This window comes from Ruminococcus sp. AM26-12LB (genome assembly GCF_003480785.1).
GTDB classification, from domain to species: domain Bacteria; phylum Bacillota; class Clostridia; order Lachnospirales; family Lachnospiraceae; genus Blautia_A; species Blautia_A fusiformis.
In genome coordinates this window covers 24603-43399 of sequence record NZ_QUJX01000001.1, presented here as the reverse complement: position 1 = coordinate 43399, position 18797 = coordinate 24603, and the positions used below count along the sequence as shown (strand labels likewise).

At 45.2% G+C, this 18797-nt stretch carries 17 protein-coding genes and 1 tRNA gene; 9 read left to right on the top strand and 9 right to left on the bottom strand.

Going from position 1 to position 18797, the window contains the following annotated elements:
• Positions 1-635: 635 nt before the first annotated feature.
• From DW694_RS00205 to trmB, 3 genes are all read right to left on the bottom strand, one after another.
• A tRNA-Lys gene (locus DW694_RS00205) sits at positions 636-708 on the bottom strand.
• A 94-nt stretch (positions 709-802) separates the two neighbouring features.
• The gene (locus tag DW694_RS16780) at positions 803-976 is read right to left on the bottom strand and encodes a hypothetical protein (RefSeq protein WP_182465461.1); all 174 of its coding nucleotides are present in this window, start codon (positions 974-976) and stop codon (positions 803-805) included.
• A 222-nt stretch (positions 977-1198) separates the two neighbouring features.
• Positions 1199-1855, bottom strand: a complete 657-nt coding sequence (gene trmB / locus DW694_RS00200; protein WP_092072632.1) for a tRNA (guanosine(46)-N7)-methyltransferase TrmB — start codon at positions 1853-1855, stop codon at positions 1199-1201.
• Positions 1856-2655: 800 nt separating this feature from the next.
• On the opposite strand from trmB, the gene DW694_RS00190 reads away from it, so the two are divergent.
• The 9 genes from DW694_RS00190 (at position 2656) to DW694_RS00150 (ending at position 11203) form a co-directional block, all read left to right on the top strand.
• Positions 2656-2976, top strand: coding sequence for a hypothetical protein (locus tag DW694_RS00190; RefSeq protein ID WP_118752348.1), 321 nt, complete (start codon positions 2656-2658; stop codon positions 2974-2976).
• 19 nt (positions 2977-2995) lie between these two features.
• Complete coding sequence (locus tag DW694_RS00185; protein ID WP_118752347.1) at positions 2996-4039, top strand: V-type ATPase subunit; 1044 nt, start codon at positions 2996-2998, stop codon at positions 4037-4039.
• An 18-nt stretch (positions 4040-4057) separates the two neighbouring features.
• Positions 4058-5998, top strand: coding sequence for a V-type ATPase 116kDa subunit family protein (locus DW694_RS00180; protein ID WP_044962505.1), 1941 nt, complete (start codon positions 4058-4060; stop codon positions 5996-5998).
• A gap of 67 nt (positions 5999-6065) precedes the next feature.
• Positions 6066-6497: an ATP synthase subunit C gene (locus DW694_RS00175; protein WP_015525392.1), complete on the top strand. Its 432-nt coding sequence runs from the start codon at positions 6066-6068 to the stop codon at positions 6495-6497.
• Between the two features lies 1 nt (position 6498).
• Entirely contained in the window at positions 6499-6807 is a 309-nt protein-coding gene (locus DW694_RS00170) for a V-type ATP synthase subunit F (RefSeq protein ID WP_118368530.1), read from the top strand.
• Between the two features lie 12 nt (positions 6808-6819).
• On the top strand, positions 6820-7407 hold the full coding sequence (locus tag DW694_RS00165) for a V-type ATP synthase subunit E (protein ID WP_118368531.1): 588 nt from the start codon (positions 6820-6822) through the stop codon (positions 7405-7407).
• Positions 7400-9169 (top strand): V-type ATP synthase subunit A, encoded by a 1770-nt coding sequence (locus DW694_RS00160; RefSeq protein WP_118752346.1) that lies wholly within the window; start codon positions 7400-7402, stop codon positions 9167-9169. Before DW694_RS00165 ends, DW694_RS00160 begins: the two co-directional genes overlap by 8 nt.
• 15 nt (positions 9170-9184) lie before the next feature.
• Positions 9185-10567, top strand: a complete 1383-nt coding sequence (locus tag DW694_RS00155) for a V-type ATP synthase subunit B (RefSeq protein WP_015525388.1) — start codon at positions 9185-9187, stop codon at positions 10565-10567.
• Between the two features lie 12 nt (positions 10568-10579).
• Entirely contained in the window at positions 10580-11203 is a 624-nt protein-coding gene (locus DW694_RS00150) for a V-type ATP synthase subunit D (RefSeq protein WP_059086266.1), read from the top strand.
• Between the two features lie 658 nt (positions 11204-11861).
• On the opposite strand, the gene nagB is transcribed toward DW694_RS00150, so the two are convergent.
• The 6 genes from nagB to DW694_RS00120 form a co-directional block, all read right to left on the bottom strand.
• Positions 11862-12605 (bottom strand): glucosamine-6-phosphate deaminase, encoded by a 744-nt coding sequence (nagB, locus tag DW694_RS00145; protein WP_015525385.1) that lies wholly within the window; start codon positions 12603-12605, stop codon positions 11862-11864.
• A gap of 103 nt (positions 12606-12708) precedes the next feature.
• Entirely contained in the window at positions 12709-14019 is a 1311-nt protein-coding gene (locus DW694_RS00140) for an alpha-L-fucosidase (protein WP_021653144.1), read from the bottom strand.
• 30 nt (positions 14020-14049) lie between these two features.
• Entirely contained in the window at positions 14050-14895 is an 846-nt protein-coding gene (locus DW694_RS00135) for a carbohydrate ABC transporter permease (protein WP_021653145.1), read from the bottom strand.
• A gap of 20 nt (positions 14896-14915) precedes the next feature.
• Positions 14916-15836 (bottom strand): sugar ABC transporter permease, encoded by a 921-nt coding sequence (locus DW694_RS00130; protein WP_044962507.1) that lies wholly within the window; start codon positions 15834-15836, stop codon positions 14916-14918.
• Positions 15837-15926: 90 nt separating this feature from the next.
• Positions 15927-17282 carry an extracellular solute-binding protein gene (locus DW694_RS00125; RefSeq protein WP_059086268.1) on the bottom strand — a complete coding sequence of 452 codons (1356 nt, stop codon included), beginning with the start codon at positions 17280-17282 and terminating at the stop codon, positions 15927-15929.
• Positions 17283-17346: 64 nt separating this feature from the next.
• A complete protein-coding gene (locus DW694_RS00120) occupies positions 17347-18711 on the bottom strand; it encodes an alpha-L-fucosidase (protein ID WP_227945571.1) in 1365 nt (454 codons plus the stop codon).
• Between the last annotated feature and the right edge of the window lie 86 nt (positions 18712-18797).

Below are 18797 nucleotides of genomic sequence, written 5' to 3'. Positions count from 1 at the left end.
TTATGCTATGGTTTATTATACCGTATCGGCTTAAAAAAGTCTTATTTATTTTCACTATTTTTGTACAAATTTCAGAATTTTCTATTCTTACAAGCCCCACCGACTGCTATTGCTTTTCGCACCCCCGCAAGGGACTTACTTGATTCGAGTCAAGCGGATATTCGCAATCCGCTTCGCTACGCGGCTCTACACCGAATAACTGCTTCGCAGTGTATCAGACTTTATAAGATATTTAGACTTTCCTCACAAATTTTTAAAACGCTTCTCACAGTTCCATCACATTTTGACGGTATATTATTAATCAAATAAAGCACAAAGCTTTTTCATCTTATAGATCATTACTTATTTTTCTTTTCATACTCTGCCGGGTCCCTTCCAAGACCCGGCCCTCCTTTTTATCTTCTTACAAACTCCCATAGTATACCATCCTTTCTTTATTCAAAAGGATCTATACCTATAATCATGGTGTCTATATTAGACATTCTGATTCTATCTGATGATCGACATTTTCATCTCGGTCCATTTCCTCCAGATCACTCCGTCCAGACAAAACCTCAAAACCCCTGAAGCCCGCATAAACACAACAAAAAAACACCGTCCCCGCAGCTCTATATCTGCAAAAACAGTGCCTTTAGTGCGTCTTCAGGGGTTCGAACCCTGGACACCCTGATTAAGAGTCAGGTGCTCTACCAACTGAGCTAAAGACGCTTATTTAATTATTTGTCTTTCGTTTTTTGTTTCATTCGTTCCTCAAGACATGTTGTATTATACGTTATGATTTGCGGAAAGTCAACACCTTTTTTTAATTTTTTTTATTTTTTTCTTTTTTATTTTTTATATCTTCATTTGATGCAATTTTGTTCAGTGATTTTTCTATTTCTGACAGCGAACTTCTGATCTGAAATGCCTGGCTTTTGACGCCGCGTTTTACACTATTGAGATTTCGACGAAATGAGTTAGATTTTCTTTTTTTCAAACCTTATCTTCCCCTCTTTCTTTATACAGATCAGGCAGCTTCTCCTGCAGATTCATTCATATATTCCTGCCTGACGCTCCCTCTTATTTATTATATGAAAACAGGCCGATCTGTTTACAGATCAGCCCGATAAAACAACCTTCTATATTAATGCAGAATATCTATGCGCCAGATAAGCTTTGATATCAGATACCTTCTGAAAACCACTTAACCTTACCTCTTCTATTTTTGTCTGATCACCATCTTACAGATCGGATTGCCCATGGAAGAAAACTTCTCCTCATACTCCGTCATCACATTTCCCTTCACCAGCTCCTCATCATGATGAAGATCAAACGTACAAACCTCCAGGTTCCAGTCAGACTCCTTCACCTCTTCCAGGGAAAATTCAAACAATCCACGGTTATCTGTCTTAAATTCCACAGTACCCTCTTTTTTCAGGACCTGCTCATACCTCTTCAAAAACTCCCTGGAAGTCAGTCTTCTCTTGGCATGACGGGCCTTCGGCCACGGATCGGAAAAATTCAGATAAATCCCGTCAACCTCATCCTTCTCAAAAATCTCCGGCAAAAGCCTTGCATCCACACGGATGAACACCAGATTTGAAAACTTCTCCCCGGCCTCCTCAAGCTCCTCCCTCTTCTGAAGTGCCCGAAGCAGCACACTGTCATACATCTCGATCCCAACATAATTCCTCTCAGGATGCAGCCTCGCCATATCCATCAGAAAACGCCCTTTTCCCATACCAACCTCAAGAAAAAGCGGTCTCTTCTCCCCAAAAACACTCGCCCATTCCCCTTTAAACTTCTCCGGTTCATCAATCACCCAGTCACACTCCAAAATTGCATCCTTCGCCCCGGGAATATTACGTAATCTCATAAATAACCTCCAAATTAATCTTCCTATAATATACAAATCAAATAACTATCTTGCACAGCCAGCAAAAGCAGTCTATAACAATTCCCCAAACCAATGAAACCACTATAATACATCCGCCACCAGCCACACAAACCAGAATACCTGCACAAATCCAAAAAAATCATCATTCCTCTTCCAGAATATCCGATAAAACACCCTGTGCAAGGCATCCCAATATTCAACTATACATGTAACCCCCACCCCGCCGCAAGCAAAAAATAAAAAAAATCCTCAACCAAGCAACAACAACGCGCCTCGCCGTCCACCCCCAATACCATCCGCATCCATATACACATCCCCTCAACCAGGCGACAGCAACATCCATATACACATCCTCTCAACCAGGCGACAGCAACGCGCCTCGCCGTCCACCCCCAACACCATCCGCATCCATATACACATCCTCTCAACCAGGCGACAGCAACGCGCCTCGCCGTCCACATCCAGCACCATCCGCATCCACACACATCGGCTCAACCTCACACATCCAACACCGCAGCATACATACACAAGTCAACAACCTCACACCACCACAACCAAGAACTCCTAAAAAAAAGCCCGAGGGGTGTGCAGAGGGGCCATGGCTCTATGGCCCCTTTGCGGTTTTCCTCTTTTCCCACAAAAACCCCCAAAAATATCTTTTTACCCACATTTCCCTCAAAAGTTTGCAGAAAAATTAACAAAATTTTAGTTGTTTTTACCATAAAAAGGTGTATCATATAAAAATCAATTATAAACAATAAACAAACAAGGAGGGCGCTATGGAACAAATCCTAAATAAGCTTTCGGAAATCGAAGCTACAGCCAATGCCATCATGCAGGACGCTGCGCGACAGAAACAGGCTCTCTCGGAAGAAGCAGAAAAACAGACGAAGGAATTCGACGCTTCACTTGAAAAAGAAACCAGCGACGAGATCCGGAAGATCCGTGAAGATCTGGCCTGCGAGAAAGACGCCCGGATCAATGAGCTTCGTGCAGAAACCGAAGACCAGCTATCCAGGCTGGATGCCTATTACGAAGCCCATCACGAAAGTCTTTGCAGTGAGCTGTTTCAGAAAATAACAGGCATCACCGAAACCTGAAGGGAAAGGAAGTGATTCAATGGGCTCTGTCCTCTCATACAGCGGACTCTCCACCAAGATCCGCGCCATGCAGAGCAGGCTTGTGACAGATGAGCAGCTGGAAGAAATCGTTCAGCTTCCCAATGTCCCCCAGGTAACAGCCTACCTGAAACGGACTCCCGAATATCAGAATATCTGGTCCGGTCTCGATGAAAATGATCTTCACCGCGGACAGATAGAAAAACTCCTGAAGAAATCCATCTTCCTGAATTTTTCAAGGCTTTACCACTTTGCAAATCAGGAACAGCGAACGTTCCTGTCGCTTTACTCGAAGCGTTATGAGATCCGCGTCCTGAAAGAAATCATGACGAATCTCTTTGACCACCGGGACACCGATCCCGTAGATATTTCTCCCTACCGCGATTTTTTCAGACATCATTCCAAGCTGGACATTGACAGGCTTACCGCCTGCACCAATATGGATGAATTCATTGCGACACTGAAGGGAAATGATTTTTTTATTCCGCTGTCTCAGGTCAACGAACGTGGAAATGCCACGCTTTTTGACTTCGGCATGGCACTTGACCTTTCGTATTTTTCACAGATCTGGAATGTGCGGAAGAAGCTTTTCAAAGGTAACGATCTGAAACAGATCACCAAGGCTTACGGTGAAAAATTCGATATGCTGAACCTGCAGTTCATCCAGCGCTCCAAATGCTGCTTTCAGATGGAACCGGCTGCTATTTACGCATTGCTGGTCCCCATGAACTACAAGCTCCGCAAAGAGGAGATCACCACCCTTGTGGAGGCCCCTACACCAGAAGAGTTCCGTCGTATCTTCAATGGAACTTATTATGGTAAGAAATACGAACAGCTGACCGTTGCCAGTCTGGAAGAATTTTATAACTATATTCTTCGCAGCATACTGGAACAGGAAGCACGCAAGGATCCCTATTCCGTAGCAGTCATCTATTCCTATTTATATCACAAAGAACATGAAGTCAACCGTCTGACCATTGCCCTTGAATGCGTGCGCTATGGCGTGGACCCAGAACAATCCCTGCGTTATATACGCAACGGTTAATAACCAGGAGGTAGCAACGTGATTGAAAAAATGAATTTTCTGAGCATCACCGGTCCCAAGGCAGATATCGACCGGGTTGTAAACACCTACCTGTGCAAGTACGAGATCCATCTGGAAAACGCTCTCTCAGAGCTGACCACAGTAGAAAGTCTGACGCCTTTCCTGGATGTCAACCCCTACAGAGATGCCTTAAATTCCATCAATACCATTTATGAGGAGCTGAAAACTCCTCCGTCCACTTCCAACAGAAGCCCGGGTATTGAAACAGCACTTTCCACAGTAAAGGAGATCCGCTCCCAGGCGGATCAGCTCCAGAAGGAACAGTCCGAACTGGAAGAAAAATGTTCCTCTCTGGAAGAGTCACTGCGGATCATACGTCCCTTCCGAAATATTGATTATGATATTTCATCCATACTTCATCTGAAGTATATCCATTTTCATTTCGGACGTATCGAGAAACAGTATTATGAGAAATTCAAGAAATATATTTACGACAATCTGAACACGATCTTCCTTAAATGCGATGAAGATGACCAATACGTCTGGGGCGTTTACTTCGTACCGAAGCATGATGCGCACAAAATTGATGCCGCCTACTCTTCTATGCACTTTGAAAAGATCTTTGTGCCGGATAATTATACCGGAACTGCCCAGCAGGCATTTTCAAGCGTAAGCAAACAATACGAGGATGCCCTGAAGCATCTGGAAGCACAGAAACAGAAATACCAGAGATTTCTTGCGGATCAGGCAGAAACCATCGTTACCGCCAGAAACACACTTCTTCAGTTTTCCAGAAATTTCGATGTCCGGAAAGCGGCAGCCTGCACCGGAAAGCATGAAAATTTCTATATTCTCTGCGGATGGATGACAGAAGCCGACACCAGAGCTTTTCAAGCCGATATCTCATCCGACGAAAAAATCTTCTGCCTGGTAGACGGAGAAGATACCAATACGCCGGAGCACGACCAGAACCATCAGCCGCCGACCAAGCTGAAAAACCCGAAACTTTTCAAGCCCTTTGAAATGTATGTAAAAATGTACGGACTTCCCGCCTATGGCGAGATGGACCCTACCTGGTTTGTTGCCATCACCTACTCCTTTATTTTCGGAGCCATGTTCGGTGATGCAGGACAGGGACTCCTGCTCTTTATCGGAGGATTGCTCCTGTACAAGCTGAAGCATATCGATCTTGCCGGAATCATCAGCTGCGCCGGAGTCTTTTCCACATTTTTCGGTCTGATGTTCGGAAGTATCTTTGGATTTGAGGATGTCATACCTGCTCTGTGGCTGCGGCCTGTGGACAGTATGACGACCATACCTTTTATCGGAAAACTGAATACCGTATTTATCGTTGCCATCGGCTTCGGCATGGGAATCATCCTCCTGTGTATGGTTTTCAACATCATCAATTCCTTTAAGACGCATGATGTTGAAAAAACCTGGTTTGACACCAACGCTGTGGCAGGACTTGTATTTTATGGCTCCGCAGTTCTCTGCATCGGACTCTTTGTATCCGGGCATGCAGTTCCGGGTGGTGCAGTCCTTGCCATTATGTTTGGTTTACCGCTGCTTCTTATTTTCTTCAAGGAGCCTCTTACAAACCTGGTAGAAAAAAAGGCCGAGGTTATGCCAAAAGAAAAAGGCATGTTTATCGTACAGGGTATCTTTGAACTGTTCGAGGTTATCCTGAGCTACTTTTCCAATACACTCTCCTTCGTGCGTATCGGTGCTTTTGCAGTCAGCCACGCAGCTATGATGGAGGTTGTACTTATGCTTGCAGGCGCGGAGAACGGCAGTCCGAACTGGATCGTCATCATTCTCGGAAACCTGTTCGTATGCGCTATGGAGGGCCTGATCGTAGGTATCCAGGTACTCCGTCTGGAATATTACGAAATGTTCAGCCGTTTTTACAAGGGCAGCGGACGGAAATTCGAGCCGTTCTGCTCAAAAAACAAATAAAATGCCAGAGTCGGAACGCATTCTGATCCGGGCATTCAATTAAACGAATATTAAGGAGGTCATCATCATGACAGTCATTACACAGATCACAATCGCAGTTGCACTTGTACTCAGCATCATTCTTCCATTTGGTTATTATCTTCTCGGCGAAAAAAGCCGCGGCCGCTACAAAACAGCTCTTGGTGTCAACGCCTTTTTCTTCTTCGGGATCATGCTTGTTGCCATTGCAGTAACATTTGCAGGCGGAGCTTCCGTACAGGCTGCTACAGGCGCTGACGCAGGCCTTGCAACAGGTATGGGTTACATCGCAGCAGCACTTGTTACCGGACTTTCCTGTATCGGTGGTGGTATTGCCGTTGCCAGTGCGGCAAGCGCAGCACTTGGAGCGATCAGTGAGGATCAGAGCATCCTTGGTAAATCTCTTATCTTCGTAGGTCTTGCCGAAGGTGTTGCTCTTTATGGACTGATCATCTCCTTCATGATCCTGGGTAAACTTTGATATGAAAATGTATCTGATCAGTGACAATATTGATACTCTGACAGGAATGAGACTGGCCGGTGTAGAGGGTGTGATCGTTCATAAGCACGACGAGCTGAAGGAAGCTCTGGAGCGCACCATCGCAGACAAAGAGATTGGAATCATACTCCTGACCGAAAAATTCGGCCGGGAGTTTCCTGAGATCATTGATGATGTCAAGCTTCATCACAAAACACCTCTCATCATTGAAATTCCTGACAGACATGGTACCGGCCGCAGACCTGATTTCATTACATCTTATGTAAATGAGGCCATCGGATTAAAATTATAGGCAGGTGATATTATGACAATTGAAGAGAAGCTTACACACTTCTATGACACCTCCGTGGACGAAGCACGCCGTCAGGCGGAAAAAGATGTCCGGGAACACAAGGAAGCCCTGGATGCCGCACTGGAGGAACATAAAAAAATGTCTCTGGGAAATGCTGCCAGTTCCCGCAAAGCCGAGATCGCAAACGCAAAGCGTGAGATCAACAAGGCACTTTCCGCAGAGCAGCTTCACATCCGGCGAAACTGGACTGCCAGACAGAGCCGCTTAAAAGAAAAACTTTTTGCAGATGTCCGGGTACAGATCCTGAAATTCATGGAATCTCCCCGCTATGAAGAATATCTTTGTACAAAGATCGAGGAAGCTGTCTGCTTCGCGGAACACGATGAGATCCAGATCTATCTTTCAAAAGAAGATGAACCCCGTCTGAAGTCTCTCACTGTAAAGACCGGTTTCCCGCTGAAGGTTTCCGATGAATCCTTTATCGGCGGGATCAAGGCGATAATCCCTGAAAAAAATATCCTCATCGACAATTCCTTTGAGGAAGGCTATCAGGCAGCTTACAGAGAATTCAAATTTGACGGAGGTCCAGCACATGAGTAAAACAGGTATTATCTACGGTGTTAACGGTCCTGTTATCTACCTCAAGGGCGACACCGGCTTCAAGATCTCCGAGATGGTCTATGTAGGCCCCGAAAAACTGGTTGGAGAAGTCATCGGTCTTAAGAAACATATGACGACCATACAGGTTTTTGAGGAAACTACAGGGCTGAAACCCGGAGAAACTGTTATCGGAACAGGAGACGCTATTTCCGTTCTCCTTGGTCCGGGAATCATCCACAATATTTTTGATGGTATCCAGAGACCTCTGGCAGAGATTGCCCAGGCCTCTGGAAAATATATTTCCCGTGGTGTCAGCGTTGACTCTCTTGACACAGAAAAAAAATGGGAAACCCACATTACCGTAAAGGAAGGTGACGTCATCGGTGCAGGCACGGTTATTGCCGAGACACAGGAAACCGCCTCCATCCTTCACAAATCCATGGTTCCGCCCACGATCACACACGGAACCGTTATCCATGCAGCTCCTGACGGTGCCTATACCGTTCTGGAGCCCATTGTTACCATCCGCCTTGATGACGGAACTGAAAAAGAACTGGCACTTGCCCAGAAATGGCCGATCCGTGTTCCACGACCGACCTACAAGCGTTTCCCGGCCAGCGTTCCACTCCTTACCGGTCAGCGAATCCTGGATACCCTTTTCCCTATTGCCAAGGGAGGCACTGCCGCAGTTCCCGGTGGATTCGGAACAGGAAAAACCATGACACAGCACCAGATCGCCAAGTGGTCTGACGCAGATATCATCATCTATATCGGCTGCGGCGAGCGTGGAAACGAGATGACACAGGTTCTCGAGGACTTCAGCAAACTGATCGACCCGAAATCCGGAAACCTGATGATGGACCGTACCACACTGATCGCCAACACCTCCAACATGCCGGTTGCAGCCCGTGAGGCTTCCATCTACACAGGTGTTACACTTGCGGAATATTACCGTGATATGGGTTATGATGTAGCAATCATGGCAGACTCCACATCCCGATGGGCCGAGGCTCTCCGTGAGCTTTCCGGACGTCTGGAGGAGATGCCTGCAGAGGAAGGCTTCCCTGCATATCTGGCAAGTAAGCTTTCCGCCTTCTATGAGCGCGCGGGAATGATGCAGAACCTGAACGGAACAGAGGGTTCCGTATCCATTATCGGTGCAGTTTCCCCTCAGGGTGGTGATTTCTCCGAGCCTGTTACACAGAATACGAAACGATTTGTCCGCTGCTTCTGGGGACTGGACAAGGCCCTTGCCTATGCCCGCCATTTCCCTGCTATCCAGTGGCTGACCAGTTATAGCGAATATCTGGAGGACCTGACTCCCTGGTACAGAGAGCATGTTTCCCCGAAATTCGTCTACGACAGAAACCAGATCATGGCAATCCTCAATCAGGAAAGTTCTCTTATGGAAATCGTCAAACTGATCGGAAGCGACGTTCTTCCGGATGACCAGAAACTGACGCTGGAGATCGCCAGAGTCATCCGTCTGGGTTTCCTGCAGCAGAACGCTTTCCACCAGGAAGACACCAGTGTTCCTATGGAAAAACAGTTCCTGATGATGGAAACCATCCTCTATCTCTACGAGAAATGCCGTGCTCTTGTAAACCGTGGCATGCCGGTTTCCGTACTGAAAGAGGATAAGATCTTTGAACGTATCATCGCCATCAAATACGAAGTTCCAAACAAAGAGCTGGAGCGTTTTGATGAATATCATAAAGATATCGACCGCTTCTACGACAATGTACTGGAAAGAAACGGTTAAAGGAGGGATCAGTTTATGGCAATCGAATATCTTGGCCTGAGTGAAATAAACGGCCCTCTTGTTGTCCTTGAGGGTGTAAAAAACGCATCTTACGAGGAGATCGTGGAATTCCACATGGAGGACGGCACCCAGAAGATCGGCCGTATCGTGGAAATCTATGAGGACAAGGCCGTTATCCAGGTTTTTGAGGGAACTGACAATATGTCCCTCGGCAATACACACACACGTCTTACCGGACATCCTATGGAGATCGGGCTTTCTCCTGAGATCCTGGGACGTACCTTTAACGGTATCGGCCAGCCCATTGACGGGCTTGGCGAGATCACACCGGAGGTCAGCCTGAACATTAACGGGCTTCCGCTGAATCCGGTAACCCGTGAATATCCACGAAACTATATCAACACCGGTATCTCCGCTATTGACGGACTGACCACACTGATCCGCGGCCAGAAGCTTCCGATCTTTTCCGGTAACGGTCTTCCACATGATAAGCTGGCTGCACAGATCGTTCAGCAGGCTTCCCTGGGAGCAGACTCCGATGAAAAATTCGCCATTGTTTTTGCAGCAATGGGTGTGAAATACGACGTAGCGGAATTCTTCCGCAGGACCTTCGAAGAAAGCGGTGCGTCCGACCACGTTGTGATGTTTTTGAACCTTGCAAACGATCCGGTTGTAGAGCGTCTTCTGACACCGAAGATCGCCCTCACTGCCGCTGAGTATCTTGCTTTTGAAAAAGGCATGCATATCCTGGTAATCCTGACTGATATCACCTCCTTCTGTGAGGCCATGCGAGAGGTTTCCTCCTCCAAGGGTGAGATCCCTTCCCGAAAGGGTTATCCCGGATATCTGTACAGTGAGCTTGCAACCCTTTACGAGCGTGCGGGAATCGTCCGTGGCGGCACCGGTTCTGTAACCCAGATCCCAATCCTGACCATGCCAAACGACGACATCACACACCCGATCCCCGACCTTACCGGATATATCACAGAAGGCCAGATCGTACTGGACCGCCAGCTTCACGGTCAGGCGATCTATCCGCCGATCAATGTTCTGCCATCCCTGTCCCGTCTGATGAAGGACGGTATCGGTGAAGGCTTCACACGTGCTGATCATCAGGATGTTGCCAACCAGCTCTTCTCCTGCTACGCAAAGGTAGGCGATGCAAGAGCTCTGGCATCCGTTATCGGTGAGGATGAGCTTTCTCCGCTGGATAAGCAGTACCTTGTATTCGGAAAAGCCTTCGAGGCAGAATTTGTAGGACAGTCAGAAACAGAGAATCGAAGCATCATCGAAACTCTGGATAAGGGCTGGGAGCTTCTTGGCCTTCTTCCAAGAGAAGAGCTCGACCGTATCGATACCAAAGTTCTGGATCAGTATTACAGAGAAACCGTCCGTTAGTGAGGTGATTTTATGGATCCGAATACCTTTCCCACCAAGGGAAATCTCATACTTGCAAAAAACTCTCTGGCTCTTTCCAAACAGGGCTATGAGCTTATGGACAAAAAGCGTAATATCCTGATCCGTGAAATGATGGAGCTGATCGATCAGGCAAAGGATATCCAGTCCCAGATCGATGAGACCTTCCGTACCGCTTATGCGGCTCTTCAGAAGGCAAATATGGAAATTGGAATCGCTTTCGTAGACCAGATCTCTCATACCGTTCCTGTGGAAGATTCCATCCGGATCAAAACCAGGAGTGTCATGGGAACCGAGATCCCTCTTGTGGAATATGACAAAAAAGCAGGCAACACGCCGACCTACGCCTACTACAGCACCAAGCTGTCCCTGGACGAGGCCAAGGCAGCCTTCGAGCGTGTAAAGGAGCTGTCCATCCAGCTCTCCATGATCGAAAACGCCGCCATCCGTCTTGCCACCAACATCAAAAAAACCCAGAAGCGTGCCAATGCGCTGAAAAACATCACCATCCCCAGATACGAAACTCTCACCAGAGATATCACCAATGCTCTGGAAGAAAAAGAGCGTGAAGAGTTTACTCGTCTGAAGGTGATCAAACGTATGAAACAAAATAGTTAAAAAAATCCTCCGCAGATCTTTCCGGTTCTGCGGAGGATTTTTTGGTTATCCACATTTATCCACACCTGAAAATGACTTTTCAACACCTTGCAGTGATCGTTTTAACTGGGCACTGTTCTTTTTTATCCTCATTTCCATACATCCGATAGTCCCTCTTTTAAATAGATTAGTTTTTCAAGAATTCATTTATTATTATCTGATTATTTGTTTTTATTCTTTTATATTATGTCTTTTTTGCAATAAATTTTATGATATTTAGAATTTAAAAATGTCAATAGTTTTAAAAACTTTTTTCCCATTTTTTACAATTTTATCATTTTACACAAAACATATGTTTAAATTTATTTATGTAAATCAGGTCATCCACATGGTTATCCTTGTGGATAATGTGGATAAATTTGTGCATAACTTGATTATTGGCGGATTTGCGGATTTTTGTCATGTGGAAAACTTTTTGGAAAGTTTTTCACTTATCCACCATGGTTCGACAAGTTTTGTGCATATTGCCATAATGGTATTTTGGGGCTGCTGATTCCTTCATCTGCATGTTTCCAGCCGTTCTCAAAATACGTCCGGAAAGTATCAAAAAAAGCTCCGGTCCTTTCTCACAATGAGAATTGGATCGAAGCTTTTTCTTTTGATCAGGCAGATATTTATCTTACAGCAGTCCCTTCTCACGGATCAGCTTTAAAGCGCCTTCATCGGCCACTACCGTCACATCCGGGTGAAGCTGCAGGATAGATGCCGGCACGTTGGGCGTGATCGGTCCGTAGAGAGATTTGTAAAGGGCATCTGCCTTTGCCTCTCCGGTAGCGACCAGAAGGATTTTCTTTGCAGTCATGATGTTTTTGATACCCATGGTATATGCCTGCTTCGGCACATCATCCATAGTCTCAAAGAATCTTGCATTTGCCTTGATGGTGCTCTCCGTAAGGTCTACGCAGTGAGTCTCCTTCTCAAATGCTGCACCCGGCTCGTTGAAGCCGATGTGGCCATTTCCGCCGATTCCAAGCAGCTGCATATCGATACCACCCACGCTGCGGATGATCTCATTGTAATCCGCACAGGCTTTCTCACTGTCCTCTTCCAGTCCGTTTGGCACATAGGTTCTTGCCTTATCGATATTTACATGGTCAAACAGATTTGTGTTCATAAAATAACGATAACTCTGATCGTTGTCTCCGGAAAGTCCTTTGTATTCATCAAGATTTACGGATGTGATCTGCGAAAAGTCCAGATCTCCTTTTTTGTACCACTCGATCAGCTGCTTGTACATTCCCACCGGTGTGGAGCCTGTAGCAAGTCCGAGAACAGCGTTTGGCTTCATGATGATCTGTGCAGACATGATGTTTGCCGCTTTTCTACTTACGTCATAGTAATCTTTTCCTGTATAAATGATCATAATCTTTTCCCTTCTCCTTATGGTAAAAAAGAACAACCGGATAACTGAGATTCACATAACTCCTGCTTTTCCTGTCGTTCTTTTTTATTATTGATTCGTTTTTTTACTCAGCCATCTCTACTTCGAGAACATAGTCTACCGGGTCCGGAAGTACCGGGTCAGGTCCCAGATCAACGAATGCGATATCCGGGTAATCGCTGTGCATCCATGCGTTGGAGATTGGCACCTCATGTCCGTCATCCAGTGCACGCACCTTCACGATCTTATCCTTATCAAATCCCAGAAGCGGAAGTGGTCCCAGTGTATTCTCATAAATATGCACATAGTATTTGTTTCCGTTTCTGGTGATACGTCCGTAATCCGGCTTCGGAATGTTTTCAGCCGGTACACAGCCGTAGATACTGTCATGATTCTTATCCATCCAGCGACCGATCTCAGCCAGGATCGCAGAAGATTCCTTCGGGAATTTACCTTTGGCATCCGGTCCTACGTTCAGGATCATATTTCCACCCTTGGAAACACACTCTACCAGCTTCTTGATCAGCATGGAAGCCGGTTTGTAATAATGGTCGTTTGCACAGTATCCCCAGTTGTTGTTCATGGTGAAGCATGCTTCCCAGACCATCGGGTTGCCTTCCTTATCGCAGATTCCTTCCGGCGGGATGATCTGCTCAGGGCTTACAAAATCGCCATGGTACGGTGTCGGATCACACTCATACAGGGATCCTCTTCCCTCTCCGCTGGCTTCCAGACGGTTATCGATGATAACCTGCGGCTGTAAGCTGCGCACCATGTTGATCAGCTTTGTTGCGCCCCATTTTTCCCCTCTCATATCGTCGTAGGAGAAATCAAACCAGATGATATCGATCTGTCCGTAGTTTGTACAGATCTCTTCTACCTGATTATACAGATATTCTGTATAACGTGAGAAATCACGGTTCTCATTTCCGCACTCTTTGTGGTTTCTCATCGGATGGATACGGTCTCCGTAATGCGGATAATCCGGATGATGCCAGTCAAGCAGTGTGAAATAGATTCCAACCTTAAGGCCTTCCTCACGAAGTGCCTCTACATACTCCTTGATCAGGTCTCTTCCTGCCGGTGTGTTTGTTACCTTGTAGTCTGTGTATTTACTGTCAAATAAGCAGAAGCCGTCGTGATGTTTTGCTGTCAGGACTACATATTTCATACCTGCAGCCTTGGCCTCTTTTGCCCACTGCTTCGGGTTGTAGTCTCTTGCATCAAATTCTTTCATAAACGGAAGATATTCTTCCTCAGGTATTTCCTCTACGCTTCGTACCCACTCGCCTCTTGCAGGGATAGAATATAATCCCCAGTGGATAAACATTCCAAAACGGGCATCCTGGTACCACTCCATACGTTTTTCATATTCTTTTCTGTCAAACTGATACATGATTTTTTCCTCCTGTTTAGATTAAAAGCATCAGCCTTTGATAGCTCCGGAAAGCATACCTTTTTCAATCTGTTTATGGAACACGATGTAAATGATAAGCATCGGAATTACGGACATTACTACATATGCAAACTGACTTCCGATCTCCTGTGTATGTGCAGAAGAGAAGTTCAGCATCGCACGTGAAACTGTGAAATATTTGGTATCTGTCATCAGGATCATGGAGAATACAAGTTCACTGTATCCATAGATGAATACGAAGATCGCCTCTGTTGCGATGATCGGCTTGCAAACAGGGAAAAGGATCTTCCACAGCAGCTGCCAGTTGTTACATCCATCAATGATCGCCGCCTCATCCAGGTTCCTGGAGATTCCATCCATGAATCCTGTATAAAGGAATATCGCCTGGGACATACCAAACGCAACATAGATCAGGATCAGGAAGAACAGGTTGTTCTTTGCATTTAATGCTGTTGCAATGTTGTTGATCGGGATCAGTGTACAGTGAACCGGAACCATTACTCCGATCATGAAGAATACATATACCCATTTCAGGAATTTGTAATCTTTTCTTGATAAGATGTATGCTGCCATCATTCCGACTACAGTATTAAATACAGTTGTCAGAGTCGCTACAACCAGGGAGTTCTTGATGGTATTCAATGCATCCGCTGTTTTGTTTGCGCTGATATAGTTCTGGAACATAATCTTCTTAGGGAAGCTTAACAGGTTCAGGTAAATCTCTGAGTTTGTTTTGAAGGAAGCCATTACGGTCACTACTACCGGAAACAGTGTAACAACTGTCCACAGGATCGCGATAATGTACAGCGCTATCTTTCCTCCATGCATTTTCTGTTTATTAGCTGTTTTTTCCATATCGTCTCTTCTCCTTCCGCCTACATTGCAAGATCTTTATCTTCACGGAACAAATGATTGGTCACAAGACTCAGCACAACACCCAGCACTAACAGAATAACGCCGTATGCACTGCTTCGTCCGAACAGCTTATAGGAGAATCCCTGTGTATAAAGCATGATTGAAGGTGTGGAGCTGATATCGTTCGGGCCTCCTCTTGTCATTGCCCAGATGATATCGAATACTTTCAGACATCCTGTAATACACAAAATAGAGAATACCTTGAAGGAGTTTTTCATCAGAGGAAGGATGATATAGCGGATCCTCTGCCATCCTGTAGCACCATCCAGCGCTGCAGCCTCATTTAACTCATCAGGGATCGCCACCAGACCAGCTGCAAAGATCAGCATGTTATATCCGGCATACATCCATTCGTTTACCAGAACAACGATCCAGACGTTTACAGTCTTTATCGTCAGCACATCAGGGATCGTACCATGAAGGCCGAAAATATTTTCAATGGTATTAAAGATACCAAAGTTCGGATTTAACATAAATGTCCACATCAGGGCTACTGCTGTTGTTCCTAACATATTCGGAAGGAAGTAGCAGGTTCTGAAGAATCCGGTTCCCTTGATCTTTGCAGTTACCAGCATTGCGAGACCAAATGAAAGCGGCATCAGGATAACGAAACCACCGATCATAAAGTACACACTGTTGAGCATTGCATTCCAGAACAGCTTATCTGAAAAAATCTTCTGATAGTTCTCAAGTCCTACCCATTGCTTTGCCGCACCAAACATACCGTTCCATTTACGGAATGATAAGCCTACGGTATCAAAAACAGGGTAGATGACAAAAATAACAGTTATTAAAATTGCCGGAAGAAGGAACGCTAAAGAAAGCGTAAGATCTTTTTTATCCAGCTTCTGTTTTACCTTTGGTACAGATTTACCTGCCATATGTATACCTCCGTAATAAACAAGGGGAAGCAGATGATGCTTCCCCCTGTTTCTCTTATCCACACATCATGCGTTCAGTCAAAATTCTCTTTATTCGTAAGCAGACATTTTGTCAACGATATCGTCTCCAACTTCCTGTGCACTTGCGCCTGTCGCTAATGCCTGAAGAGAATTACGGATTGTATCCATAGCTGCTGTGTTGCTGTCATATGTAGGAATCTCAAGTTTAGACTCTGTATTCTCAGCCATGATCGCATTTACATCGTCAAGCAGATAGTTACCTGTATCAATCGTAACCTTCTCAGCATATGTTGTCGGGCTGGATTTGCACATTTCGTTGATGGAATCTACACTTGTAAGGTATTTGATGAATTTAACAGTTGCTGCGATTTCCTCATCGCTCTTGTTTAATGTAGTGATGTAGTATGTATCAGAACCGCCGCCCATCTCTACAGTCTTGTTTGCTTCGTCGATATAAGGAATTCTTGTAACACCGATCTTCTGAGCATCGAAGAGAGTTGTATCGGAGTCATTCTGGAAGTTACCGCAGTTCCATGTTCCGTCAACTGTGAATGCAGCTTTTCCTGCCTCGAACATATTTCTCTCTGTGTTGAAGTCTGTGCTGAGGATTCCGTCTCCCCAGTATCCTGCATCAATCATATCTTTCATCTTCTGATAGATTGCAACCATCTTCTCGCCGTTGTAAGCCTCTTTGTCGCTTGCAAGATCATCTGCGATGCTTGTTCCGTAAGCTTTCAGAGCAAGAGCACTCATCAGATGCTCGAAGTGATAGTTATCTTTGTCAGAGTAGTTGAATGGCTGGATTCCTGCATCTTTTAATTTTGCGCAGGCATCAACAAGATCATCCCAGGACTCCGGAACATCTACGCCAACCTGATCAAGGTAATCTTTGTTGTAGTAGAGACAGAGCTGATAAGCGGACCACGGAATACCATAGGTTCCTTCAATGCCGTCAAACTGTGTTGTCTCCCATGCAAAATCCTGAACTCCCTCTTTCCATTCCGGATACTGTTCAAAGTATGGTGTCAGATCCAGTATATATCCTGCATCTACATACTCTCTTGTACGGCTTCCGCCATACTGAAGGAATGCGTTCGGTACATTACCGGAAGCGAAATCTGTTGTAAGCTTCTCTTCGTAATCAGACTCTGTAGAAATACTCTCATCTGTTACATGGATCTTTCCTTCGTTCTCTTTATTGAACTCTTCAAGTGCTTTGTAATACCATTTAGCCTGTCCGTCTGTATCAGATCCGTTGTTAAATCTGAATGCTACACGAAGCTCAACGTTTTCAAAATCCATATTGTCTACATCGTAGTTTGTGTCACCTTTTGCAAATACGGCGCTTCCTGTTACGCCTACTGTTGACATTGCTGTTACACCGGCGAGACACAGTGTTGCAACTTTTTTCATTCGTTTCTTCATGAATAAATCCTCCCTTAATATGATTTTTTATTATATAGTTTTCCCATTGATGTTCATAAATTGATCAATCGATGATCGCCTCAAAGATCGGCTCTTCTTCCTCAAGCTCCAGGCATACACAGTAGTTCTTTGCCCCCTGAAGCTTCTCCGGAAGCTCTACCTCTATCATCGAGTTTCCTTCGCAGCACTTTAATGCGCGGCACGGAAGCTTTTCTCCTGTGCTTACCACATATGCACCCTTTAACTGGTTACCGATGTTCAGTAACTCAACACGATATCTCGGTGCAAGTACATGTACGTAAAGCTTATGTGGTCTCTTTGTAAATTCAATGCTCGGGATCTCATACGGATAGATACCAACATTCTTGGTTCCGTAAATTGCTTCCGCATTCTCAGTCACGTATTTACCAACCTCATTCATAACCTCGACACAAGCTTCCGGAACAGTTCCGTCTGCCATTGGTCCTACGTTCAGCAGGTAATTTCCGCCTCTGCCGACGATCTTGAGAAGAAGGTTCAGGATATCATCCGGATTCTTCCAGTTTGTATCGTATTTATTATAACCCCATGTATCATTTACAGTTGCCGGTACTTCCCAGTCACCGTCGTATGGAAGACGTGGGATAAAGTTATCACCGGTGGTCATGTAATCGCCCTTCTGGTGTCCGATACGTCCGCTGATGATGCAGTCAGGCTTAATACCCTTAACCCAGTCTCTTAATTCCTGAGCTTCGTCTGCGGTCATTCCCATCGGAGTATCAAACCAGATCAGGGAAATGTTATCGTAATTCTCAAGAAGCTCTTTTAACTGCGGCTTGCATTTCTCATCGAAGTATGTACGGAATTCCGGCTTCCATTCGTTCTTGTCTTCGTAATCCTTCTTATAGGCATTGTCATCATCCCAGTCCTGAGCCTGTGAATAATAGATACCCATTGTCATGTCATATTTCTTACAAGCATCGGAAAGCTCTCTTAAGATATCTCTTCCTGCAGCCTTCACTACATTAAAATCACTGACTTTGGAATCGTACATTGCGAATCCCTCGTGATGCTTGGAAGTAAGAACGATATATTTAACACCCCACTGCTCTTTCGCTCTTTTCACAAACATGTCCGCGTCAAATTTGTCCGGATGGAACTCATCTTTCAGCTTTCTGTAATCTTCCTTGTCAATGTTGAGATTGTTCTCGATCCACTCTGCGATACGGTCTGTCTTGGTGACCTCGCCGGTCTTCGGATCTTTCCACTCTCCTGCAAGGATGGAATAAAGTCCCCAATGGATGAATAATCCGTATTTGGCATCTTTATACCACTGCTGCTTTGTGTCTGCCATAACCTTCTCCTTGTTTCGTATAGCTGATTTTCTTGTTACGTAAAACGTTTCGTTTTTTGTTAAGACTATCTTACCGCATCCGAAGCAGCTTTTCAAGTAAAATCATAGGGCAAAAATCATTTTTCCTATTTTTTACAATTATTCCGTCTTGTTTTTGTGTATTTTTTCGTATCAGGTTTTGT

Excerpts from the sequence above, each read along its gene's own strand:
- trmB (WP_092072632.1), bottom strand. The coding sequence starts at position 1,855 with ATGAGATTACGTAATATTCCCGGGGCGAAGGATGCAATTTTGGAGTGT.
- DW694_RS00190 (WP_118752348.1), top strand. The coding sequence starts at position 2,656 with ATGGAACAAATCCTAAATAAGCTTTCGGAAATCGAAGCTACAGCCAAT.
- DW694_RS00185 (WP_118752347.1), top strand. The coding sequence starts at position 2,996 with ATGGGCTCTGTCCTCTCATACAGCGGACTCTCCACCAAGATCCGCGCC.
- DW694_RS00175 (WP_015525392.1), top strand. The coding sequence starts at position 6,066 with ATGACAGTCATTACACAGATCACAATCGCAGTTGCACTTGTACTCAGC.
- DW694_RS00170 (WP_118368530.1), top strand. The coding sequence starts at position 6,499 with ATGAAAATGTATCTGATCAGTGACAATATTGATACTCTGACAGGAATG.
- DW694_RS00165 (WP_118368531.1), top strand. The coding sequence starts at position 6,820 with ATGACAATTGAAGAGAAGCTTACACACTTCTATGACACCTCCGTGGAC.
- DW694_RS00160 (WP_118752346.1), top strand. The coding sequence starts at position 7,400 with ATGAGTAAAACAGGTATTATCTACGGTGTTAACGGTCCTGTTATCTAC.
- DW694_RS00155 (WP_015525388.1), top strand. The coding sequence starts at position 9,185 with ATGGCAATCGAATATCTTGGCCTGAGTGAAATAAACGGCCCTCTTGTT.
- DW694_RS00150 (WP_059086266.1), top strand. The coding sequence starts at position 10,580 with ATGGATCCGAATACCTTTCCCACCAAGGGAAATCTCATACTTGCAAAA.
- nagB (WP_015525385.1), bottom strand. The coding sequence starts at position 12,605 with ATGATCATTTATACAGGAAAAGATTACTATGACGTAAGTAGAAAAGCG.
- DW694_RS00140 (WP_021653144.1), bottom strand. The coding sequence starts at position 14,019 with ATGTATCAGTTTGACAGAAAAGAATATGAAAAACGTATGGAGTGGTAC.
- DW694_RS00135 (WP_021653145.1), bottom strand. The coding sequence starts at position 14,895 with ATGGAAAAAACAGCTAATAAACAGAAAATGCATGGAGGAAAGATAGCG.
- DW694_RS00130 (WP_044962507.1), bottom strand. The coding sequence starts at position 15,836 with ATGGCAGGTAAATCTGTACCAAAGGTAAAACAGAAGCTGGATAAAAAA.
- DW694_RS00125 (WP_059086268.1), bottom strand. The coding sequence starts at position 17,282 with ATGAAGAAACGAATGAAAAAAGTTGCAACACTGTGTCTCGCCGGTGTA.